16 protein-coding genes are annotated in these 21,202 nt (G+C 72.4%); 3 read left to right on the top strand and 13 right to left on the bottom strand.

Going from position 1 to position 21,202, the window contains the following annotated elements; all coding sequences use genetic code 11:
* Window positions 1-159 precede the first annotated feature (159 nt).
* The 3 genes from E0F75_RS21280 to E0F75_RS21270 form a co-directional block, all read right to left on the bottom strand.
* Window positions 160-402, bottom strand: a complete 243-nt coding sequence (locus E0F75_RS21280) for a chaplin (RefSeq protein WP_187624121.1) — start codon at window positions 400-402, stop codon at window positions 160-162.
* Window positions 403-555: 153 nt separating this feature from the next.
* Window positions 556-1,200: a response regulator transcription factor gene (locus E0F75_RS21275; RefSeq protein ID WP_187624120.1), complete on the bottom strand. Its 645-nt coding sequence runs from the start codon at window positions 1,198-1,200 to the stop codon at window positions 556-558.
* Window positions 1,193-2,338: a GAF domain-containing sensor histidine kinase gene (locus tag E0F75_RS21270; protein WP_187624119.1), complete on the bottom strand. Its 1,146-nt coding sequence runs from the start codon at window positions 2,336-2,338 to the stop codon at window positions 1,193-1,195. Before E0F75_RS21270 ends, E0F75_RS21275 begins: the two co-directional genes overlap by 8 nt.
* Window positions 2,339-2,766: 428 nt before the next feature.
* Between E0F75_RS21270 and E0F75_RS21265 the strand changes: the two genes are divergently transcribed.
* Window positions 2,767-3,549, top strand: coding sequence for a transglycosylase SLT domain-containing protein (locus tag E0F75_RS21265; RefSeq protein WP_187624118.1), 783 nt, complete (start codon window positions 2,767-2,769; stop codon window positions 3,547-3,549).
* A gap of 86 nt (window positions 3,550-3,635) precedes the next feature.
* Here the strand turns inward: E0F75_RS21265 and E0F75_RS21260 are convergent, their stop codons facing one another.
* Window positions 3,636-6,230, bottom strand: coding sequence for an FHA domain-containing protein (locus E0F75_RS21260; protein ID WP_187624117.1), 2,595 nt, complete (start codon window positions 6,228-6,230; stop codon window positions 3,636-3,638).
* Between the two features lie 221 nt (window positions 6,231-6,451).
* On the opposite strand from E0F75_RS21260, the gene serB reads away from it, so the two are divergent.
* Window positions 6,452-7,669, top strand: coding sequence for a phosphoserine phosphatase SerB (gene serB, locus E0F75_RS21255; protein ID WP_187624116.1), 1,218 nt, complete (start codon window positions 6,452-6,454; stop codon window positions 7,667-7,669).
* Between the two features lie 201 nt (window positions 7,670-7,870).
* Here the strand turns inward: serB and E0F75_RS21250 are convergent, their stop codons facing one another.
* The 4 genes from E0F75_RS21250 to E0F75_RS21240 all read right to left on the bottom strand — a co-directional run bounded on the left by E0F75_RS21250 (window position 7,871) and on the right by E0F75_RS21240 (window position 10,232).
* Entirely contained in the window at window positions 7,871-8,389 is a 519-nt protein-coding gene (locus E0F75_RS21250; protein WP_187624115.1) for a histidine phosphatase family protein, read from the bottom strand.
* 35 nt (window positions 8,390-8,424) lie between these two features.
* A complete protein-coding gene (locus E0F75_RS21245) occupies window positions 8,425-8,628 on the bottom strand; it encodes a hypothetical protein (protein ID WP_187624114.1) in 204 nt (67 codons plus the stop codon).
* 156 nt (window positions 8,629-8,784) lie between these two features.
* Window positions 8,785-8,901 (bottom strand): SGM_5486 family transporter-associated protein, encoded by a 117-nt coding sequence (locus E0F75_RS40080; protein ID WP_252121862.1) that lies wholly within the window; start codon window positions 8,899-8,901, stop codon window positions 8,785-8,787.
* 17 nt (window positions 8,902-8,918) lie between these two features.
* On the bottom strand, window positions 8,919-10,232 hold the full coding sequence (locus E0F75_RS21240; protein ID WP_187624113.1) for an MFS transporter: 1,314 nt from the start codon (window positions 10,230-10,232) through the stop codon (window positions 8,919-8,921).
* 81 nt (window positions 10,233-10,313) lie between these two features.
* On the opposite strand from E0F75_RS21240, the gene E0F75_RS21235 reads away from it, so the two are divergent.
* A complete protein-coding gene (locus tag E0F75_RS21235; RefSeq protein WP_187624112.1) occupies window positions 10,314-11,027 on the top strand; it encodes a FadR/GntR family transcriptional regulator in 714 nt (237 codons plus the stop codon).
* Here the strand turns inward: E0F75_RS21235 and E0F75_RS21230 are convergent.
* From E0F75_RS21230 to E0F75_RS21210, 5 genes are all read right to left on the bottom strand, one after another.
* On the bottom strand, window positions 10,972-11,382 hold the full coding sequence (locus E0F75_RS21230; RefSeq protein ID WP_187624111.1) for a hypothetical protein: 411 nt from the start codon (window positions 11,380-11,382) through the stop codon (window positions 10,972-10,974). The genes E0F75_RS21235 and E0F75_RS21230 overlap by 56 nt on opposite strands.
* 163 nt (window positions 11,383-11,545) lie before the next feature.
* Window positions 11,546-12,322: an enoyl-ACP reductase FabI gene (fabI, locus tag E0F75_RS21225; RefSeq protein ID WP_187624110.1), complete on the bottom strand. Its 777-nt coding sequence runs from the start codon at window positions 12,320-12,322 to the stop codon at window positions 11,546-11,548.
* 2 nt (window positions 12,323-12,324) lie between these two features.
* Entirely contained in the window at window positions 12,325-13,044 is a 720-nt protein-coding gene (gene fabG / locus E0F75_RS21220; RefSeq protein WP_187624109.1) for a 3-oxoacyl-[acyl-carrier-protein] reductase, read from the bottom strand.
* A 190-nt stretch (window positions 13,045-13,234) separates the two neighbouring features.
* Window positions 13,235-14,818, bottom strand: coding sequence for a hypothetical protein (locus tag E0F75_RS21215; RefSeq protein ID WP_187624108.1), 1,584 nt, complete (start codon window positions 14,816-14,818; stop codon window positions 13,235-13,237).
* Between the two features lies 1 nt (window position 14,819).
* The gene (locus tag E0F75_RS21210) at window positions 14,820-20,987 is read right to left on the bottom strand and encodes a hypothetical protein (RefSeq protein WP_187624107.1); all 6,168 of its coding nucleotides are present in this window, start codon (window positions 20,985-20,987) and stop codon (window positions 14,820-14,822) included.
* Window positions 20,988-21,202: the final 215 nt, after the last annotated feature.

Genomic DNA, 21,202 nt, shown 5'->3' with positions numbered 1-21,202 from the left:
GCCCGTCGCATCCTGGCCGGCGGACGGAGTCCGCCACAGCGGACCGAAGCCCGAGAGGCGCCCCGGCGCCGAGCGGCACGAGGACCGCGTCGAAAGAGGGGAACGCAAGAACCGGCCCCCGGGGGGATCGTCCCGGGGGCCGGTTGGTTCGTGCGGCGGTCAGCCGTTGAGGGCGTGGTTGCCGAAGGCCGGGTTGAGCAGGCCGATCACGTTGACCGTGTTGCCGGAGACGTTCACGGGGACGTGGACCGGGACCTGCACCAGGTTGCCGGACGCGACGCCCGGGGACTCGACGGCCTTGCCCGTGGCCTCGGCGCCGTGGGCGGAGGCGACACCCGCGCCGGCGGCGACGATGCCACCGGCGACCATGGTGAGGGCAGCGGCCTTCTTGAGGTTCTTCACTTGGTACATCCTCCTGGTCATCGCTGCGGCCGGTCAGCCGCAGCACGCCATGGAGAACGCGGCATCCCCCGCCAGGTTGCGCCGAACGGGGGACATACACACGACGGTATGAAGGACAGAACGGTCGTGCGCCCGGCGCACAGGGGGCGCGTGTCAGTCGGTGAGGCCGTGGCGGACCGCCCAGAGGGCCGCCTGGGTGCGGTCCGAGAGGTCGAGCTTCATCAGGATGTTCGAGACGTGCGTCTTGACCGTCTTCTCGGAGAGGACGAGCGCGCGGGCGATCTCGCGGTTGGACCGGCCGTCCGCGATCAGGCCGAGGACCTCGCGCTCCCGCTCCGTGAGGGTCGAGCCGCGTCCCGTACCCCCGTGGGAGTCGTCCTGGCTGAGCAGCGCGCCCGCGACCTCGGGCTGCAGCAGGATGTGCCCGGCGTGGACGGAGCGGATCGCGCCGGCCAGCGCGTCGGGGTCGATGTCCTTGTAGACGTATCCGGAGGCGCCGGCGCGGAGCGCGGGGACCACCGTCCGCTGCTCGGTGAAGCTGGTGACGACGAGGACCTTCGCGGGGTTGTCGAGCTCACGGAGCCGCTTCAGCGCCTCGATGCCGTCCGTCCCCGGCATCTTCACGTCCATGAGGACCACGTCGGGGCGGAGCTCCTCGGCCCTGGCGACGCCCTCGGCGCCGTCGGAGGCCTCCCCCACCACCTCTATGTCGTCCTGCACCTCCAGAAAGGTGCGCAGGCCTCTGCGGACGACCTGGTGGTCGTCGACCAGCAGGACACGGATCTGCTTGTCAGCCACCGGGAACCTCCATCTCGATCGTGGTGCCCTCGCCCGGGGCCGATGTCACGGTGAGCGATCCGCCGACACCGCCCGCCCGGTCCCGCATGGAGACCAGGCCGAGGTGGCGCCCCGCACTGCGGACCGTACGCGGGTCGAAGCCCCTGCCGTCGTCGGTGACGGTGAGCCGCGCCCCCTGGCCCGCACGGGCGAGGGAGACGGTGACGAGCCCCGCGTCCGAGTGCCGCAGGGCGTTGTGCAGGGCCTCCTGGGCGACCCGGAGCACCGCTTCCTCCTGCGCGGCGGGCAGCGCGCGCGTCCCGGGGCTCTCGAAGGTGACCCGGGCGGTGTGGGCGCGGTCCAGGACCTGGATGTGGGTACGGAGGGTGTGGACGAGGCCGTCCTCGTCGAGGGCGGCGGGGCGGAGCTCGACGACGGCGGCGCGCAGCTCGTCGGCGGCCTCGGCGGCGAGCAGGGCGACCTGCTGGAGCTCCCCCTTGGCGCGGGCGGGGTCGCGGTCGACGAGCGCGGCGGCGGCCTGGGCGGTCAGCCGGAGCGAGAAGAGCTTCTGACTGACGGCGTCGTGCAGCTCGTGGGCGAGGCGGGAGCGCTCCTCGGCGATGGTGAGCTCGCGGCTGCGCTCGTACAGACGGGCGTTGGTGAGGGCGATGGCCGCGTGCTGGGCCAGGATCGAGAGGAGTTCCTCGTCCTCGGCGGTGAAGCCGCAGCCGCCGTCCTCCTTGGGGCAGCGCTTGTTGGCGAGGAAGAGGGCGCCGAGGATCTCGTCGCCGTCCCTGACGGGGAGGCCGAGGAAGTCGGACATCTCGGGGTGGGCGGCGGGCCAGCCCTCGAAGCGGGGGTCCTCACGGACGTCGGCGAGCCGCTCGGGCTCGGCCTTGTGGAGCATCGCGGCGAGGATGCCGTGCTGTCGGGGCAGCGGGCCGATCGCCTTCCACTGTTCGTCGCTGACGCCGTCGACCACGAACTGGGCGAAGCCCCCGTGGTCGTCGGGGACGCCCAGGGCCGCGTACTCGGCGTCGAGCAGCTCGCGGGCGGAGGCGACGATCGTCTTGAGGACGTCGCGGACCTCCAGACGGCGGCTCATGGCCAGGAGGGCGGTGCTCACGGCGGCCAGGCCGGAGCTCGGTCGATGGCTCATGTGTTCACCGTACCGGCGGGCCGTGACGGTCCGTATCCGTCCGGAGACCGCGAAGGAGGGGGACCGGGGACCTAGGTCGTAGTGCCCGGAGGGCCCTGTCCCCCTTCAGGAGGAGGGGAATCACTGTGCGCATTGCGCACGCAACGCCTGGTGAGTTCGTTACGTGCCCGATGTGAGCCCGCGCATAGGACCCAGGTCACTTACGAAGTCCCCTAGTGGACTTCCGAAGGGCAGTCAGGGTGGGGTGAGCCCGACATAAGGGCGCTTCTGTGGCCCGTGCACGGGCCCCTGATCCACTACCCGGGATCGTACGTCACACCTTTGCCAGGGCATTTTGCGGCCGCTAAGAATTGCCCCCGTCGCCGCCGAGTTGGCGAGACACCGCCCCGGTGGAGCGACCCCCCAGCGATTCGAAGAGGTAGTCCGTTATGTCTGCGAACACCCCTGGCCACAGTCGTGGTCTGAAGAAGACCCACAAGGCCACGATCGCCGGCGTCGCCGCTCTGGGCGCCGCGGCGCTCACCCTCTCCCTCGTACCCGGCAACGGCTCCACCGAGACCGAGCCCCAGGCTCTCTCCGGTACGCAGCAGGTGGCCTGGTCGTACAACGCGAGCAGCCCGCAGGCGAAGGCCCTGGCCGCCAGCGTGACCGAGCAGCACACCACCGTCGGCCTCAAGGCCAAGCAGGAGGCCGCGGCGAAGGCCAAGGCCGACGCCCAGGCGAAGGCCGCCGCCGCGGCCAAGGCGAAGGCCGACGCGCAGGCCAAGGCCGCCGCGAAGGCGAAGGCGGACGCCAAGGCGAAGGCCGCGGCGAAGGCGAAGGCCGACGCGAAGAAGCGTGCCGCGGCGAAGGCGGCCGCGAGCCGTTCCGTCGCCCGTACCCCCGTCTTCGCGAACAACCTCGACGGCTGGATCCGCGAGGCGCTGTTCATCATGGACAAGCACAACATCCCGGGCACGTACAACGGCCTGCACAAGAACATCATGCGTGAGTCCAGCGGCAACCCGCGGGCCATCAACAACTGGGACATCAACGCCATCAACGGTGTCCCGTCGAAGGGCCTGCTGCAGGTCATCTACCCGACCTTCAAGGCGTACCACATCGCGGGCACCAAGTTCGATCAGTACGACCCGGTCGCCAACCTCGTCGCCGCCGCCAACTACGCGGCCGACCGCTACGGCTCGATCGACAACGTCAACAGCGCGTACTGATCGCACTCGGTCCGCTGTCGCACGCCGAAGGGCGGCACCCCCCGCACTGGGGGTGCCGCCCTTCGGCGTACCGGTCGTTCAGTCGATCACTTGCGCATGACCTCGGGCTCGTGGCGGCGCAGCAGTCGCGCCACGGCGACGCAGCAGACGGCCGCCATGAACAGCTGGATGCCGAGGTCGAGGCTCCACTGGCCGACCGTGTGCTCCCAGAGCGGGTCGGTGTCGGTGGGGTTCTTCGGGTCCCACGGCGGCATGAGGCGGCCGAGGTCGAGGGTGGTGCCGGCGCCGGCGATGCCCCAGCGGGAGGGCATGAGCCAGGCGAACTGCTCCAGGCCGGGCGAGCTGTACACCTGGAAGAGGATGCCGGTGAAGACGACCTGGATGATCGCGAACATGACCAGCAGCGGCATGGTCTTCTCGGCGGTCTTCACCAGGGCGGAGATGACCAGGCCGAACATCATCGAGGTGAGGCCGAGGGCGATCACCTGGATGCACAGCTCGGCGGCCGGCGGCATGAACAGGCCCTCGGCGGGCAGCTCGCGGGTCGAGAAGCCGATGCCGCAGATGATGACGCCCTGGAAGGCCGTGATCAGACCGAGCACGATGACCTTGGACATCAGGTACGCCGAGCGGGACAGGCCGGTGGCCCGCTCCCGTTCGTAGATCACCCGTTCCTTGATCAGCTCTCGTACGGAGTTGGCGGCGCCGCTGAAGCACATGCCGACCGCGAGGATCAGCATGATCGTGCCGGCGTCGCCGTTGAAGCGGGACGGCGGCTTCGGCGAGCCGAGGCCGAAGTCGGCCGGGATGACCACCGAGACCGCGCCGAGGACGGCGGGCAGGATGACCATCAGGCCCAGGAAGCCCTTGTCGGAGGCGATGACGGAGACGTAGCGCCGGATCAGCGTCCACAGCTGGGAGCCCCAGCCCTGCGGCTTCGGCGGCCTGGACATCGCCTGCTGCGGCATCTGGACGGGCTGCGCGGCGACGGCGTCGATGTCCGCGGCGTACAGCTGGTAGTGCTGCGAGCCCTTCCAGCGGCCCGCCCAGTCGTAGTCGCGGTAGTTCTCGAAGGCGGAGAAGACGTCGGCCCAGGTGGAGTAGCCGAAGAAGTTCAGCGCCTCGTCCGGCGGGCCGAAGTACGCCACCGAACCACCGGGGGCCATGACGAGCAGCTTGTCGCACAGGCCGAGCTCGGCCACCGAGTGGGTGACGACGAGGACCGTGCGGCCGTCGTCGGCGAGGCCGCGGAGCAGCTGCATGACATCGCGGTCCATGCCCGGGTCGAGGCCGGAGGTCGGCTCGTCCAGGAAGATCAGCGACGGCTTGGTGAGGAGCTCGAGGGCGACCGACACGCGCTTGCGCTGACCACCGGAGAGGGAGGTGACCTTCTTCTCCTTGTGGATGTCGAGCTTGAGCTCGCGCAGCACCTCGCCGATGCGGGCCTCGCGCTCGGACTCGGCGGTGTCGCCGGGGAAGCGGAGCTTGGCGGCGTAGCGCAGCGCCTTCTGGACGGTCAGCTCCTTGTGCAGGATGTCGTCCTGCGGGACCAGACCGATGCGCTGGCGCAGCTCGGCGAACTGCTTGTAGAGGCTTCGGTTGTCGTAGAGGACGTCGCCCTCGTTGGCCGGGCGGTAGCCGGTCAGCGCCTTGAGCAGCGTGGACTTTCCGGAACCGGACGGACCGATGACACCGATCAGCGACTTCTCCGGGACGCCGAAGGAGACGTCCCTGAGGATCTGCTTGCCGCCGTCGACCGTTACCGTGAGGTGGCGGGCCGAGAAGGAGACGGAACCGGTGTCGACGAACTCCTCGAGCTGGCCGCCGACGAGCCGGAAGGTCGAGTGGCCGACGCCGACGATGTCCTGGGGGCCGAGGAGGGCGGAGCCGCCCTTGGTGATCGGCTGACCGTTGACGTACGTGCCGTTGTGCGAGCCGAGGTCGCGGATCTCGAAGCGTCCGTCGGGCGTCGCGTGGAACTCGGCATGGTGCCGCGAGACCTGGAGGTCGGAGACGACCAGTTCGTTCTCGAGGGCACGGCCGATGCGCATGACGTGGCCGAGGGCCAGCTGGTGGAACGTGGTGGGGCTGCGGTCGGCGTAGGCCGCCGACGCCCCGGCGGCGCCGGGTCCGCCGTGTCCCTGCTGGTGCGGGACCTGCTGCCGAGCGGCCTGCGGGTGCACGGGCGGCGGGCCCTGCTGCTGCCAGTTCTGCTGTGGGACCTGCTGCTGACCCTGCTGCGGCGGGGCCTGGTGCGTGATCCACTCGGCCTGGGCGGCCTGCTCCGCGGCCTGGTGGGCGGGGACCTGATGGGCCGGCGCCTGGGCTGCGGCCGGCTGCTGGTGGGCCGCCGGGGCCTGCTGGTGGGCCGGGGCGCCGGCGGCGGCGAGATTCAGCCGCGGGCCGTCGGTGGCGTTGCCGAGGTGGACGGCCGAGCCGGGGCCGATCTCCACCTGGTGGATCCGCTGCCCCTGCAGGAACGTGCCGTTGGTCGAGCCGTGGTCCTCGATGACCCAACTCCGGCCGCCCCAGCTGATGGTGGCGTGGCGCCACGAGACCCTGGCGTCGTCGATGACCAGGTCACCCTGCGGGTCGCGGCCCAGGGTGTACGACCTGGACGAATCGAGCGTCCAGGTCCTTCCGTTCAATTCCAGTACGAGTTCTGGCACTCCATGCCCCACTACTTGTCCCCCGATGTACCCCCGTCGCGGGGAGTCCAGGGATGCGAATCATCCTGGGGAACTATTTCAGGCCCGGTCCCCTCTCCGAAAGTCGGGCCGCGTGAAGACCCGGCGCAGGCTCTCCGAGGACGCTCCCGGGATCAAGGGCGCGCCCACTCGGGTGTCCGCTGGGCGGGACGGGGGGTCGGGTGGCACGCGGTGCCCGATACGGTGGAAGCACCATGAGCGCATCGCAGACCTCAGACGTCCCCACCCTTCTCGTCAAGATCTTCGGGAAGGACCGTCCCGGGATCACCGCGGGACTCTTCGACACCCTCGCCGCCTACTCCGTCGACGTCGTGGACATCGAGCAGGTCGTCTCCCGCGGCCGCCTCGTCCTGTGCGCGCTCGTCACCGAGCCGACCGTCGCCTCGCAGGGCGAGCTCCGCGCGACCGTGCACAGCTGGGCCGAGTCGCTGAAACTCCAGGCCGAGATCATCTCGGGTACGGGCGACAACCGTCCCCGCGGTGAGGGGCGCTCGCACGTCACCGTGCTGGGCAACCCGCTGACGGCGGAGCAGACGGCGGCCATAGCGGCCAGGATCGCGGAGGCCGGCGGCAATATCGACCGTGTCTTCCGGCTGGCGAAGTACCCGGTCACGGCCGTCGAGTTCGCGGTCTCCGGCTGTGAGACCGAGCCGCTGCGGACCTCCCTCGCCACCCAGGCCCACTCCATCGGGGTCGATGTGGCCGTGGTCTCCGCCGGGCTGCACCGGCGGGCCCAGCGGCTCGTCGTCATGGACGTCGACTCGACGCTGATCCAGGACGAGGTGATCGAGCTCTTCGCGGCGCACGCCGGGTGCGAGGACAAGGTCGCCGAGGTGACGGCCGCGGCGATGCGCGGGGAGCTGGACTTCGAGCAGTCGCTGCACGCGCGCGTGGAGCTGCTCGCCGGGCTCGACGCCTCGGTGGTCGACAAGGTCCGTGCCGAGGTGCGGATGACGCCCGGGGCCCGGACCCTGATCCGTACGCTCAAGCGGCTCGGCTACCAGGTGGGTGTCGTCTCGGGCGGGTTCACGCAGGTCACGGACGATCTCAAGGAGCGGCTCGGGCTCGACTTCGCCTCGGCCAACACCCTGGAGATCGTGGACGGCAAGCTGACCGGGCGGGTGACCGGCGAGATCGTGGACCGGGCGGGCAAGGCGCGGCTACTGCGCCGCTTCGCGGCCGAGGCGGGGGTACCGCTGGCGCAGACCGTGGCGATCGGCGACGGGGCGAACGACCTGGACATGCTGAACGCGGCCGGTCTCGGCGTGGCGTTCAACGCGAAGCCGGTGGTGCGCGAGGCCGCGCACACGGCGGTGAACGTGCCGTTCCTGGACACCGTGCTGTACCTGCTGGGGATCACGCGCGAAGAGGTCGAGGCCGCGGACGGCGGCGAGGAAGACCTGCTGCACTGAGCCGCATGTGCACCCGTACGGGGGAGGGCCCGGCCGTCGAGTGACGGCCGGGCCCTCCTGCGTACGGCAACGGCAACGGCATCGGCTACGGCTACGGCGCAGGCATGCGGCTGAGGCGTACGGGATGCGGCCGAGGCGTACGGACTCCGCTGAGGCGTACGGGTCGGGCCTGCCGTTCGGCTGTGCCGGTCGGCGTGCCGGTCAGGCGTGCGGGGTCCAGAAGTCGACGAGCCGTCCGGCGCCGTGTTCCAGGGACTTCCACGAGCCGTTGAAGGTGAGGACGGCGAAGGCGGAGGTCGGGAAGCCGCTGCGGTTCAACCGGGGCAGCACGTCGCCCTCGGACTCGCCCGCGAGGGCGTCGGCGAGGGCGTGCATCCCGGGGTTGTGGCCGATGACCAGGAGGTCGGACACGTCCTCCGAGGTCTCGTTGAGCAGGGCGATGAGCTCGCCGAGCGAGGCCTCGTACAGCCGGTCCTCGTAGACGGTCTTCGGGCGCTCGGGGAGGGCCTGCACGGCCAGCTTCCAGGTCTCACGGGTCCTGGTGGCGGTGGAGCAGAGGGCCAGGTCGAAGGCGATGCCGGTCTCGGCGAGCCGGCGGCCGGCGACGGGGGCGTCCGCGCGGCCTCGCTCGGCGAGGGGGCGCTCGTGGTCGGACTCCTGGTTCCAGTCCGCCTTAGCGTGTCGGAGCAGCACGATCCTGCGGGGTGTGTCGACGCTCATGGTCCTCAGCTTCGCACGAATCGGCTCGCGCCGACTCAGAGAGAGAGCGTTTGCTGGATCCGCTCCAGGAACCCTCCGACCCCCGGGTCGCCGACCGCCGCGTGGGCCTCACCGGGCCCGGTCATCAGCATCAGAAGGGCGACGAAGGCGGCCGCCGGGAGGGCGAGGGCCCACCAGGGCAGCCGGGTGTCGACACCGGTCGCCTCGGGCCGGACGCGGGTGGACGTGTGGGCCGACATGACCGCCTCCGTGGGTGAGAGCTCCGCTTTCCCTGTTGTCTCCAACCTAGGGATCGCGGGCCCCTCGGCCCATCCGGTGATCCACCCACTTCACCCTGAGTCCCGCCCCCTAGGGGATGCGGGGGTTACCCCCACCACGGGCGTGACGAGCGGGCGTCACGGGGAGGCGAACGAGGCGATGAAGCCGATGACGACCGTGATGCCGATCATCGCGCCGAACACGATGAGCAGCTTCTTCTGGCCGTTCGGGGGATTGGGTTCGAGAACTGGCATGGCGACAGTCTCGCATCTCAGGATTCGTCCTCGACCGTCCGGTCCCTGCCCGCCAGGGTTCCGACGATCATCTGCGGCACCATGAGCGCGCCCATCAGGACGATCGGCAGTCCCCAGCCGCCGCTGTGCTGGTAGAGCACGCCGACGAGGAGGGGGCCGGGGATGGAGATGAGGTAGCCGACGCTCTGCGCGAAGGCGGAGAGCCGGACGACACCGGCGCCGGTGCGCGAGCGCATGCCGATCATCGTGAGGGCGAGCGGGAAGGAGCAGTTGGAGACGCCGAGGAGCAGCGCCCAGACCCAGGCGCCGGCGGCGGGGGCGAGGAAGAGGCCGGTGTAGCCGGCGAGGCCGCAGAGGCCGAGGGCGACGACGATCGGGCCCTGGTTCTTCATGCGGGTGGCGAGCCGGGGGATCACGAAGGCGAGCGGGACGCCCATGACCATGGTGACGGCGAGGAGCACGCCCGCGGTGGAGGCGGGGACGCCTGCGTCGCGGAAGATCTGCGGCATCCAGCCCATGGTGATGTAGGCGCCGGTGGCCTGGAGGCCGAAGTAGCAGCCGAGGGCCCAGGCGGTGCGGCTGCGGGTGATGCGCGGGGCGGCGGTCTCCGTCGCGGCGGCGGTGGCCCTGGTCTCCCGGGTGGCGCGGTCACGGTCGCGGACGAGCGGGATCCAGGGCAGGACGGCCAGTGCGGCGATGGCCGCCCAGACGCCGAGGCCGATGCGCCAGTCGCCGCCGAGGGCGGCGGTCATCGGGACCGTCGCGGCCGCGGCCATGGAGGTGCCGAGGGCGAGGGCCATGGAGTAGAGGCCGGTCATGCTGCCGATGCGGTCGGGGAAGTACCGCTTGACGATGACCGGCATCAGGACGTTGCTGACGGCGATGCCCATGAGGGCGAGGGCGCTGGCGGCGAGGAAGCCGACGGTGCCGCCGGCGAAGGGGCGCAGGATCAGGCCGGTGAAGATCGCGGCCATGCCGGCGCAGACGACGGCGGCGGGGCCGAAGCGGCGGGCGAGGCGCGGGGCCGTGATGCCGAAGATCGCGAAGCAGAGCGGGGGGACGGAGGTGAGGACGCCGGCGACGGTGCCGCTCATGTGGAGGTCCGCGCTGACCTCTTCGAGGAGGGCGCCGAGGCTGGTGATGGCGGGGCGCAGGTTCAGCGCGGCCAGGACGAGTCCGACGGTGACGAGGCCGAGGGTCCAGCGCTGCGCGCGCGCCCGTGCGGGAGAATCGCCGGCGACGGCGGCCCCGGGCGGGGCCGTGGTGGCCGCCGGAGCGGTGGTCGTGGCCGGTCGTGCGGCGGGGTCGAGGGTCTTCGGCTCGTCAGGCATGAGGCCATCATAGAATCATGGGATGATTGGTTGTCCAATCCCGAACGACTTGGGCGACTCGAACGAATGGGAAGGTGCTCCATGGCCCTCGGCCACCCCCGGCGCGCAGGCCTCTCCGATCAGGTGATCGCCGAGCTGCGGAACCAGATCACCTCCGGCGAGTGGCCGGTGGGTTCACGCATCCCGACCGAACCCGAGCTGGTCGAGCAGCTGGGCGTGGCCCGCAACACCGTGCGCGAGGCGGTACGGGCGCTCGCGCACAACGGGCTCCTCGACATCCGCCAGGGCTCCGGGACGTACGTCATCGCCACCAGCGAGCTGGCGGGCGTCATGCACCGCCGCTTCGCCGGCTCCGACCCCCGGCACGTCGCCGAGCTGCGCTCGACCCTGGAGTCCGCCGCGGCGCGGCTCGCGGCCGCGCGGCGCACCGAGCGGGATCTGAAGCAGCTCGACGCCCTGCTCGTACGCCGGGAGGAGGCCTGGGAGTCCGGTGACGCGGAGCGGTTCGTGACCGCCGACGCGACCTTCCACCACGCGGTCGTCGCCGCCTCGGGCAACGAGGTGCTCACCGAGCTCTACGCGGACCTGGGCGATCTGCTGCGCGAGTGGCTGCGCGACGACGTCGGGCAGGAGCTGCGGCCGGAGAACTGGATGGACCACGCGCGCCTGGTGGACGCGATCCGGGAGGGCGAGGCCGAGCGGGCCGGCGCGGAAGCGGCCGGCTACCCCTACATGTGCCTCAGGAGCCCCGTACCGGAGTCGGATCGGGAGCCCGGTCCGCCGGCTGGTGGGTGATCCAGGCGGACCGGACCTCCTTCCAGCAGCGGCCGGTGATCTTGCCGTAGTCGGCGGGGCCGACCTCCACGGGGGCGCTGTCGGAGTCGATGTCCCACCAGCGCTCGCACTCGACGTGGAGCCGGACCCGGTCGGTGCGGGGGTACGGGTTCTGGCAGTGGGCGGTGACGGTCGAGCCCTGGACGACGGTGCGGCAGGAGGCGCCGAAGTTCTCCGGCTCCTCGGCCGCCGGGGCGGTGACGGGGCGTTCCTCGGCCGGGGCGGGCGCGGCCCGCACCTCGGCGGCGACGGCGATCCCGGTGAGCAGTACGGCGACGGAGACGAACGCGCCGAACCCGTGTCGTATCGCGCGCATGCCCGTACCTCCTCCCCGTCAGCAGCAGAAGCATCACGCTCTGCCCCAGTCTGGGGTGGTTCGCTCGACTTTTCGAGTCGGGCAGGAGTTGCGGAACGGCGAGGGCCGTGTGTCCGCCCCCTCCGGGACGGGCACACGGCCCTGGTGCTCTGACGAGAAGCGGTTACGCGCCGATGGCGTGCAGGCCGCCGTCCACGTGGATGATCTCGCCCGTGGTCTTCGGGAACCAGTCCGAGAGCAGCGCGACGATGCCGCGGCCGGCCGGCTCCGGGTCCGAGAGCTCCCACTCCAGCGGGGAGCGGCTGTCCCACACGGACGCCAGCTCGCCGAAGCCGGGGATCGACTTCGCGGCCATGGAACCGATCGGGCCCGCCGAGATCAGGTTGCAGCGGATGTTCTGCTTGCCCAGGTCACGCGCCATGTAGCGGCTGGTGGCCTCGAGCGCGGCCTTGGCCGGGCCCATCCAGTCGTACTGCGGCCAGGCGAACTTCGCGTCGAAGGTGAGGCCGACGACCGAGCCGCCCTCGCTCATCAGCGGCAGCAGCGCCATCGTCAGCGACTTCAGGGAGAAGGCGGAGACGTGCATGGCGGTGGCCACGGACTCGAACGGGGTGTTGAGGAAGTTGCCGCCGAGCGCGTCCTGCGGCGCGAAGCCGATGGAGTGCACGATGCCGTCGAGGCGGTCGCCCAGGTGCTCGCGGACCTGGCCCTCCAGGCGGGCGAGGTGCTCGTCGTTCGAGACGTCGAGCTCCAGGACCTTCACCTTGTCGGGGTGGGGCAGCTTCTTGGCGATGCGCTCGGTCAGCGTCGGCCGCGGCCAGGCGGTGAGGATGATCTCCGCGCCCTGCTCCTGGGCCAGCTTCGCGGCGTGGAAGGCGATGGAGGACTCCATCAGCACACCGGTGATGAGGATGCGCTTGCCCTCGAGAATTCCGCTCATGGTCAGTGACCCATGCCCAATCCGCCGTCAACCGGGATGACGGCTCCAGTGATGTACGAGGCGTCGTCGGAGGCGAGGAACTTCACCGCGGCGGCGATCTCCTCCGGCTGGGCGTAGCGGCCCAGCGGCACCTGGGACACGATGCCCGCGCGCTGCTCGTCGGTGAGCACCGCGGTCATGTCGGTGTCGACGAAACCAGGGGCGACGACGTTGAAGGTGATGTTGCGGGAGCCCAGCTCACGCGCGAGGGAACGGGCGAAGCCCACCAGGCCGGCCTTGGAGGCGGCGTAGTTGGCCTGGCCCGCGGAGCCCAGCAGGCCGACGACCGAGGAGATCAGGACGACGCGGCCCTTCTTGGCGCGCAGCATTCCGCGGTTGGAGCGCTTGACGACCCGGAAGGTGCCGGTGAGGTTGGTGTCGACGACGGAGGTGAAGTCCTCCTCGGACATGCGCATGAGGAGCTGGTCCTTCGTCACGCCGGCGTTGGCCACGAGGACCTCCACCGGACCGTGCTTCTCCTCGATCTCCTTGTACGCCTGCTCCACCTGCTCGCCGTCGGTGATGTCGCACCTGACGGCCAGGCAGCCGAGTTCGGTGAGAGCCGCCGGCGGCTCGCCGGAGCGGTACGTGATCGCGACCTTGTCGCCGGACTCGGCGAACGCGCGGGCGATGGCGAGGCCGATGCCCCGGTTTCCTCCGGTGACGAGAACCGAGCGGCTCAACGGATCACCCTTTCGATAGCGGTCTGGTAGCCGAAAACCTATCGGTATCGCCCCCGACATGGGGAATCGACCTCCGACAGTGGCGCCCGGGTGTCACTGTCGGGTCCCTACAGCCCGGGAGCGTGCAGAGCCGGACCGGAGCGGTTCCGGACCCGGGCGCGGGCCCGTCCCCGACGGGCTCTCCGCAGGGCTAGGAGGCCCTGAGATCCGCCTGAGAGAGTTCGGCGCACAGCTCGTCGAGTGTCCGGTCGTACAGCACGGACCGGTGCGCGAGCACGTTCCGGGTGGTGACCAGGAGCCGCAGGAGACCGGCTTCGCGCGGCGGCAGCGCGAGCGCCCCGCTGACATGGGCGCGGAGCAGCTCACCCACCTGAAGCTCCAGGAACGCGCGTTCCGGATCGCCGGCCAGATGGGCGGGAGGACGGTCTGCGTAGTCGGCGACGAGGGTGGCCGCCGGACGGTTGAGATGCCCGAGCGCCCGGACGGCGAGGCGTTGCCTGGCCTCCTCTATCCACGGTGTCAGGACCCGCTGCTGCGCCTGGGAGACGAGCGCGGTGAGCCGGGCCCGTACGTCGCCGTTCGGCGACGGCGCCGGTCCGTCTGCCGGGCCCGCCGGGTGCCAGACACCGACGTGGGCGCGGAGCCTGCCTTCCCAGGAGACGACGGCGCCGGCCGCCCACGCCTGGCGGAGCTCTGCGCCCGGCCTCAGCAGGGCGCCGATCCGCCGCAGCGGCGGGCAGTCGGACGGGGCGGGGCCGGGCGTGGTCGCGAGACAGCGGCCGAGAGCGGCGCCGAGGGTGTGCTGCGCGCCGTCCCACTCCAGGGCGAGCAGCCGCGCGAGCTCCAGATCGGGGCCACAGATCTCGACCACGGTCTCGGACCGCACCGCGCGGCGAATCCGCTCGGCGAGCGGATCGCGGTCGCGGTCGGAGGTGTCCGGGCCGTGGTCGAGGATCGGCGCGACGACGGTGGCCGTGTCGAGTCTGCCGAGCGCCCCCCACCACCAGTGCACGGCGGTGTCGCCGAGGCCGCGGCGGAGCTCGTCCGGGAGCGGTTCCGGCAGGTCGCGGAGGCGGGCGACGACCAGGAGGCGAGGGCGCTCGCCCGGCGGGAGCCCGGCGTCCTTGACTGCGGCGGCGAGCAGCCGGAACAGCCGCTCGACGGATCCGCCACGCGCGCGGGTGCCCGCTCCGGCTCCGCCCCCGGCGCCCTGCCCCGTACCGCTGCCGTGGTCGTCCGGCTCGGTCCAGCCCCGGATGCCGACGACCGGGCGGCGGTCGCGGCCCGGGGCGACCAGGGTCGAGACGGTCTCGTCGGCGTCGACGCCGAGTTCCCCGGCGAGGCGGGCGAAGAGGCCGTGCGGGTCGCGCCGGGTGCCGGCGGGTTCCTTGCGGGGTGCCGGTACAACGCGCGGGCGACCCTCCAGGGACCAGCCGAGGTCGAGGTCGAAGCCGTCGTCGGGCAGGTCGAGGTACGGCAGCTCGTCGCCGTCCGTCCACGGGTCGGCGTCCTCCTCCGCTTCGCGCTCCGGTTCCGGCTCGCGCGCGCGTGGGAACACCGGGGCGGGTACGTCGACGCGTACCGGACTGCCGAACAGCGCTCCCCGGTACAGCTCGTCCGCCAGCCCCGACTCCACCATGGCGTCGGTGACCAGCCAGAGGCAGTTGCGCCCGACGGCGAGATCGGCGGTGACCCCGCGCAGCTGGGCCCGTACGCCCGGCAAGTCGCCGGGCGGCACGGCCCGCACGCCCGTGCGCGGCTCCGTCCGCGTCACCTCACTTCTCCCCGGCGGCCGCCCGGGACCGCACCGCGCGGTACGTGACCGGTTCGACCGCGAAGCCCTCGGGCGTCTCGTCGAGGACGCCGAGCCGGCCCAGGTGCTGCAGCCAGGCGTCGGTGTCCGCGTCGGAGAGCTCGACGGCCGCCCCGACGTCGTCGCGCGGCACGCTCTGGCCCTCCCCCACGTAGCCCGTCCATGCCGCGAGGAGGTCCAGGTCCCGTGCGTCGAGTCCGGAGAGGCGCAGGTGCTCCTCGATGTTGCGGGGGCCGGCGATGAGGGCGCGTATCCGCTCGACGGCGTTGTCCAGGGTCGCGCCGTGCACGGACACGTCCGTGACGGCGGCTTCCATCCAGCGAGGCCAGCCGCCGGTCGCGGCGACCAGCCGGTCACGGTCCTCGCGGGAGACGAAGGGGCATTCCGACCAGGCGCGCAGGGCGTCCGCGGTCCACCGCTCGGGCCGCAGCCACCGCACGGACAGCTCCTCGTGCCCGTCGTCGGCGGCGAGTTCGGCGAGGGCGGCCGGGCCGGCGACGACCACGACGGAGCGGTTCTCGTTGCCGCCGCTGCGCCGCTCGGTCTGCCGGACGAGGCGGTCGGCGGCGGGTCCGGCGTGGACGAGGAGGGAGCGTACGGTCTCGCGGAGTTCGTCGACGGCGGCGCCGCGCAGGTCGGCGATGATCACATGGGCCTTGCGGCGGCGGCTCTTGAGGAGGGCCGCGAGGTCGTCCCCGTGGGTGTACGGGACGACGTCGACGCCGCGGTTCTCGGCGAACGCGGTGACCGCCCGCCGGACCAGTTCGGGCCGGTGGAGCGCCGTGGCGCCGATGAGGCTGACGCCGGACTGCGCGGTCTCGTGGAGCTGCTCCTCGGTCAGCGGACTGTAGGTCTGGACGTGGCGGGCGTCGCGGCCGAGGATGCGCCGGGCGGCGTGCGGGTTGTAGTCGTACGGCAGGCCGAACTCGGTCTCGCGGAGTTCGAGCTCGAGCTCCTCGCGGGTGCCGAGCATGTTGACGACGTTGGGGCTGCGGACGGCGAAGCGGGAGCGGTCGCCGAGCTGGATGAGCAGGCCGAGGCCGACCATCTCGGTGAGGAAGATCTGCGCCTGCTTGGCGCTGAGCATCTCGAACCCCTCGGGCCAGGCCTCCCGGGCCTCCTGGAGCAGCTCGCTCGCGGAGTAGTCGCCGCGGTAGTTGTCCTTGAGGCTGCACAGGGCGATGACGAGGGCGAGGACCCGGTAGCGGTCCTCCAGGTTGATGGTGAAGCGGAGCCGTTCGGCGATCTGGCGGCGCACGGTCTCGGAGGCCGCGACCTTCTGGACGTCGTCCTCGGTGATCCGGACCGGGTTCCCCGACCAGGCGTACGGGCGGTCGTGGAGGACCCGGACGAGTTCGCGGCAGAAGATCTGCACCAGGTTGGCCTGGTAGTTGGTGATGGCGAGGATCCGCCAGACCAGCTCGGGGCGTTCGAAGAAGTAGCCGAGCGCGGCCATGGGTTCGGTGACCAGCCTGACGGCTGCCTGGGTGCCGAGCGGGCCGACGAGGACGTCGGGGCCGCCGTGCACGGTGGAGACGTTGGAGAGGTGTCCGAAGCGCTGGACCTGGTGCAGACCCGCGAAGACGATCTTGAAGCGGCGTTCGGTCTGCTCCATCAGTCGCTGGAAGTGCATGACGTTGGGGAACGTCGACTCGCTGCCGACGCGGTAGGCGCGCCGCGAGTCGGTGTTGAGGAAGGCGTCGGCCTCGTCGGCGAGGACGAGGATGCGTCGCGTGTCGTCCTCGTCGAGCCAGGACTGGATGTTGCGGACGACGACGTCGGGATTGGCCTGCTCCGACATCTTGTTGCCGAAGACGCCCTTGCGCTTGAGGTCCTCGACCAGCCTGCTCCAGATCCGGTCGGGGGCCTCGGCGTGACCGATCTCCGCCTTCAGGAGGTCGAGGTAGACGGCGGCATGGGCGTCGGCGCGGCTCGGGAAGATCTCCGCGACCCGGCGCAGCAGCGCGGACTTGCCGAGCTGGCGGCCTCCGTAGAGGAACATGCCGCCCTCGCGGCCCATCACCTCGCGCATCTCCTCGTCACGGCCGTAGAACACCTCGGGTGGGACGAGGCCCGCGACGAACGGCGTGTACGGGTTGTACGCGGCCCAGGGCAGGGTCACGCGCTGGAGCGAGCGGAAGGAGCCGGGGGCGCGTGCCGCCATCCAGCCCATCACCGCGGAGTCGACGACCAGTGCCTGCTGGGCGAAGGAGCGGGCGGACTCGGCGAGTCCGCGCCGCCCCTCCATGCCGAGCGGGTGCAGGTAGAGCACGATGTTGGCGCCGACGTCGGCGTCCTCCAGGTGGGCCAGCGGGCCGTCGGCCGGCTGCTCCTCCCAGATGAGCAGGACGGTGTACGAGGAGGCCCGGGAGCCGAGCGCGGCAACGTAGCCGGCGCGTTCGGCGACACGGGCGCGCACCTTGAAGCGGCGCATGCCCTGGCCGAGGGCGACCCGCTCGGCCGTGACCTGATGGGTGGAGAGTTCGAGGCCGAGCAGCCGCAGCACCCGGGGGATGTGCTGCTGCCATTCGCCGCGCCTGCCCTGCGGGGTGCAGAGGGCCGCCCAGGACTCCAGTCCGTTGCCGGCCGCCGGGGTGAGGGAGGCGTCCGGGTCCCCGTAGTGCTGCGCCCACCAGCCGGCGTCGATGCCCTCGCCGCCGGCCTTCGGCGCGTCGGGCGCGGTGACACCGGTGAGGAAGGCGGCGAGCTCCGATCCGTCGTCGGCGGGGCGCTCCGGCAGCGGCTTGTGGCTCGTCGCGAGGGCCAGGAACTCCTGGGCCGTCACCGTGTCCCCCTCGTCGATGAGGCGGGCGATGCGGTCGTGGTCGGCGGCGGAGAGCGGCCGGTCGGGGCGCGAGCGCAGCTGGGCGAGGTTCTCGCGGAGCTGCCGGGTGTAGTTCTCGACGAGGGTGACGAGCTCCGCCTCCAGGGTGCGGAGCGCGTCGACGGCGAAGCGGTAGCGGCCCGACTCCTCGCCGTCGGAGAACTCCTGGAGCCGGCCCACGAACTCCCGCTCCTCGTCGGCGGCGAGCTGGTTGAGGGTCCGCATCTGGGCGAGCAGTCCGGCCGCCGCGCGGTGGTGCCCGGCGACCGTGCGCCGCCAGTCCTCGTGGCCCTGGGCGAGCCGCCGGGCCGCCGTCTCACCCCACTCGGGGTCGGTGCACCCGTACTCCTCCGGCTCGTTCTCGACCGCGGCGGTCAGCGCCTTGGCGAGGTGCAGATCGCCGTCGTCGAGGTAGCGGACGAGCGCGTACTCGGCGTCCGCGGGGGTCAGCAGGGCGGCGATCCGGCGGGCCGCCCTGGGGTCGGCGAGGTCCGGGTCGCCCAGGGCGTCCCTGGGCAGGTCGGGCAGGCGGAGAAGGGCGCCGGCGGGCGGGACGGGTCCGCCGTTCTCGCGGAGCTGGTCGGCGGCCGCGTCGGCGGACCGCACCTGCTCGCCGGTGAGCCAGGCACGCAGCAGCCCGAGGGCCGCGCCTCCGGTCCCGGACGGGGCGGGCTCCTCGGCCAGGTGCCGGAGGACGGAGGCCAGTTCGGGGATGCCTCGCTCGCTCACCCCCTGGTGCGGTCGGGCGGCGGCGTGGGCGGCCTCGGCGCGCATGAGGAGCTCGCCGACGGACCGGCAGGCGGTGTGCAGCTGCCGGAGCGCCCCGGCGGTGATCGGTTCCTTGGCCTGCTTCGACGTACGGAACAGGGCGTCCGTGTCCTCGATGAGCCGGTCGATGTCCTCCGCCCGCCACAACGCCTCGCCCAGGGCGCGGAAGCCGGGCGTGCCGGTGTGCTGCGCGGGGCTCTTGGCGGACCACTCGATGACCTCGTTCAGAGCCTGCCGCACCGGGCCCGAGGGGCCGACGAGGTACTGGAGCACCTGCGACGCCCGCTGGTACTTCATCTTGCGGCGCGGCAGGTCGTCGAGCAGCTGCCGGGCGGTCAGGCCGATCTCCTCGCGGGTGGCGGCCTCCAGGCCCTCGGCACTGCCCTGGAGCATGCCGGGCTCGAAGGCACGGCCGTCCCGGACGGCGGCGACGAGCACGGTGAGCAGCTGCTGCCAGGGGCCGGTGAGCCCGGACGGCATGACGAAGCCGCTGATCAGGCCGTGCGGCCAGCGGGCGGTGAGCCCGGTGCGCAGGGCGGCCGCGAGGGCCACGAGATGCGCCTCGCGGTCCTGCGCGGCGAGTGCGGGGTCGAGCTCGTGCGCCATCTGCACGGGGGTGGCCTCGCTGTCCGAGACACAGCCGAACGCGGCGGCGGCGAAGGCGAGCGTCCGCGCCCGGACGTCGCTCTCCCGGGAGGCCACGGTCATCCAGTACGCCTCGGCGAGCCGCCCGTCCCGCAGCAGCCGTCCGACGGGCGGCTCGCTGCCGGTGTCCCAGGGGGCGTACGGGTCCCAGTCGGGCGCGGCCACCCCGGAGGGCCAGGGCTCGTCCTGGACGGGGGCCTGCGGCTGGGGCGGTCGAGCTTGCGCGGGGGCCCGAGGCGGGGAGTCGGCCGTTACGGGGGCGGGGGCCGGGGCAGGGGTGGGCTCGGCGGCCGGGGCGGGGGCGGTGTCCCGCTCGGCGGCGGGCGCGGGAACGGTCTCCCGCTCGGCGGCGGCCGCGGGCTCCGGGGTGGTGACCGGGGCGGGCGCGGGCTCCCGGATCGGGGCGGGCGCCGTCGGCGGGGCGGGCACGGAGGCCTGCGCCGGGGAGGAGGCCTGCGCGGACGCGGGCGGCTGGGTGGGCGGGGCGGGCTGGACCGGCGCCGTCGGCTGCGCGGGCGGCTGGGTGGGCTGGACGGGCGCCGTCGGCTGCGCGGGCGGCTGGGTGGGCTGGACGGGCGCCGTCGGCTGCGCGGGCGACGGGGCCGGGGTGAGCAGCGGAGTCGGCGGCGGGGGCTCGACCGCCCGGCGCACCGCCTCGATCGCGGAGGCGCCCGCCCGGACCCGACCACCGCCGCTCATCGCGGTCGCGTCCCCGGTGCCGTGCTCGGTCCTTCCGACCGGGGTCTCCTCCACCGGGCCGGTGCCCCGGCCGCCGGGGGCGGCCGGCTCCTCGGGGCCGGCGGCGGGCTCCTCCCCCGCCGGGGCGCCGAGTTCGCGCAGGTGCGTCTCGATGCGTTCCAGGTGGCGGCGGAGGTCGGCGGCCTCCTCCTCGTCGTCGGCCCACTCCAGGAGTTCGGTGTAGCGGATCGCCTTGCGGCGCAGGGCGTCGGCCTGCTCGGCGCGGGCCTCCCGCAGACGGGTCAACCCGGCCCCGGCATCGGCGTATCCGAGGTCCGGCCCCCAGGTGACCCCTTCGGCGGCGAGCGCCGCGGCGAGCCGCTCGCGGTCCTGGGTCCATGCGGCGATCGCGTCGCCGGGGGCGTCCGCGGGCAGCGGCCCGGCCTCGACGGCGTCCGCGGCGGCACGCAGTACGGCGGCCAGCCGTTCGCCGCACTGCCTCAGCCGGGCGAGCGACGCGGGAAGGTCGACCAGGAGTTCGGGGCCGGGAGCGGACACGGGAGCGGCATCCTCACAGTCGGGTTTCGCCGTCGGAAGGAGGAAGTCGCACGAGGCGCCACCCCGGGGGACGTCATCGGGGGCCTGCGGGCCGTCCGGGGCCTCGGCAGGGGGCACCGGATCTGCGGAATCGGCCTCCGGGTTCTCCGGGGCGGCCTCCGCCTCCACGGCCTCGAAGCGGGCGCCGATCTCGTGCGCGTCGGGCGGCGGGCTGCTGTCCGCGGCGGCCTGTAACGCCGCCTCGTGCTCCCGGGCCAGAGGTCCCACCGGCAGCCGGCTCGTGCCGGGCAGGAGCATCCCGTAGAGGGCGCAGCGCGCGAGCGGCGGGTCGAGCACCCTGAGCATGGCGAGGAGTTCGTCGAGGGTGGGTTCCGCAAGGGCGCGGCACGAGAACCCGTACTCCGCGTGGAGCGTCTTCACCGCCCAGACGAGCCCGCAGGAGGCGATGCTCGTCAGCTGTCCCTGCTGGGCCTTGGCGAGGCGTACCCGTGCCGTGTGCAGTTCCCGCCGTGAGGGGGGTGCGGGGCGCGGGGGCCGGTCCGACGTGTGGGCGTGTTTGTCGCCCCGTAAGCACTGATGCCAGGTCAGCAGGGATCTGAGTGCCTCCTCGTCCAGCGACGACAGCCAGGACCTGACTCCGTTCACCCACCCGTGCATGGTGTCGATCATCTCATCCCATCAACACGGGAGCTATGCCAATGCCCTATTCCGATTCCCCAATGCGGGTGGGACGAGGGCCTGTTGGAGCGGGCACGGCGACGGTCGCACGACAATGCGCCGACTCCGCGGGCCGTCCCGTGATTGACTTCCGTGGCAGATCAACGACAGCTCCACCCTGCTCGACCCAAGCCTTCCGATCACCGAGAGCGAGG

It is taken from the genome of Streptomyces sp. CB02980 (genome assembly GCF_014451325.2).
In the GTDB taxonomy this organism is placed as follows: domain Bacteria; phylum Actinomycetota; class Actinomycetes; order Streptomycetales; family Streptomycetaceae; genus Streptomyces.
The sequence above is the reverse complement of the archived record's forward strand: the minus strand, read 5'-3'. Positions and strand labels throughout refer to the sequence as shown.

Bases quoted from the DNA above. Each gene is read 5' to 3' on its own strand.
- E0F75_RS21230 (WP_187624111.1), bottom strand. From the start codon at position 11,382: ATGCGCGCGATACGACACGGGTTCGGCGCGTTCGTCTCCGTCGCCGTA.
- E0F75_RS21270 (WP_187624119.1), bottom strand. From the start codon at position 2,338: ATGAGCCATCGACCGAGCTCCGGCCTGGCCGCCGTGAGCACCGCCCTC.
- serB (WP_187624116.1), top strand. From the start codon at position 6,452: ATGAGCGCATCGCAGACCTCAGACGTCCCCACCCTTCTCGTCAAGATC.
- E0F75_RS40080 (WP_252121862.1), bottom strand. From the start codon at position 8,901: ATGCCAGTTCTCGAACCCAATCCCCCGAACGGCCAGAAGAAGCTGCTC.
- E0F75_RS21235 (WP_187624112.1), top strand. From the start codon at position 10,314: ATGGCCCTCGGCCACCCCCGGCGCGCAGGCCTCTCCGATCAGGTGATC.
- E0F75_RS21250 (WP_187624115.1), bottom strand. From the start codon at position 8,389: ATGAGCGTCGACACACCCCGCAGGATCGTGCTGCTCCGACACGCTAAG.
- fabI (WP_187624110.1), bottom strand. From the start codon at position 12,322: ATGAGCGGAATTCTCGAGGGCAAGCGCATCCTCATCACCGGTGTGCTG.
- E0F75_RS21245 (WP_187624114.1), bottom strand. From the start codon at position 8,628: ATGTCGGCCCACACGTCCACCCGCGTCCGGCCCGAGGCGACCGGTGTC.
- E0F75_RS21240 (WP_187624113.1), bottom strand. From the start codon at position 10,232: ATGCCTGACGAGCCGAAGACCCTCGACCCCGCCGCACGACCGGCCACG.
- E0F75_RS21265 (WP_187624118.1), top strand. From the start codon at position 2,767: ATGTCTGCGAACACCCCTGGCCACAGTCGTGGTCTGAAGAAGACCCAC.
- E0F75_RS21210 (WP_187624107.1), bottom strand. From the start codon at position 20,987: ATGCACGGGTGGGTGAACGGAGTCAGGTCCTGGCTGTCGTCGCTGGAC.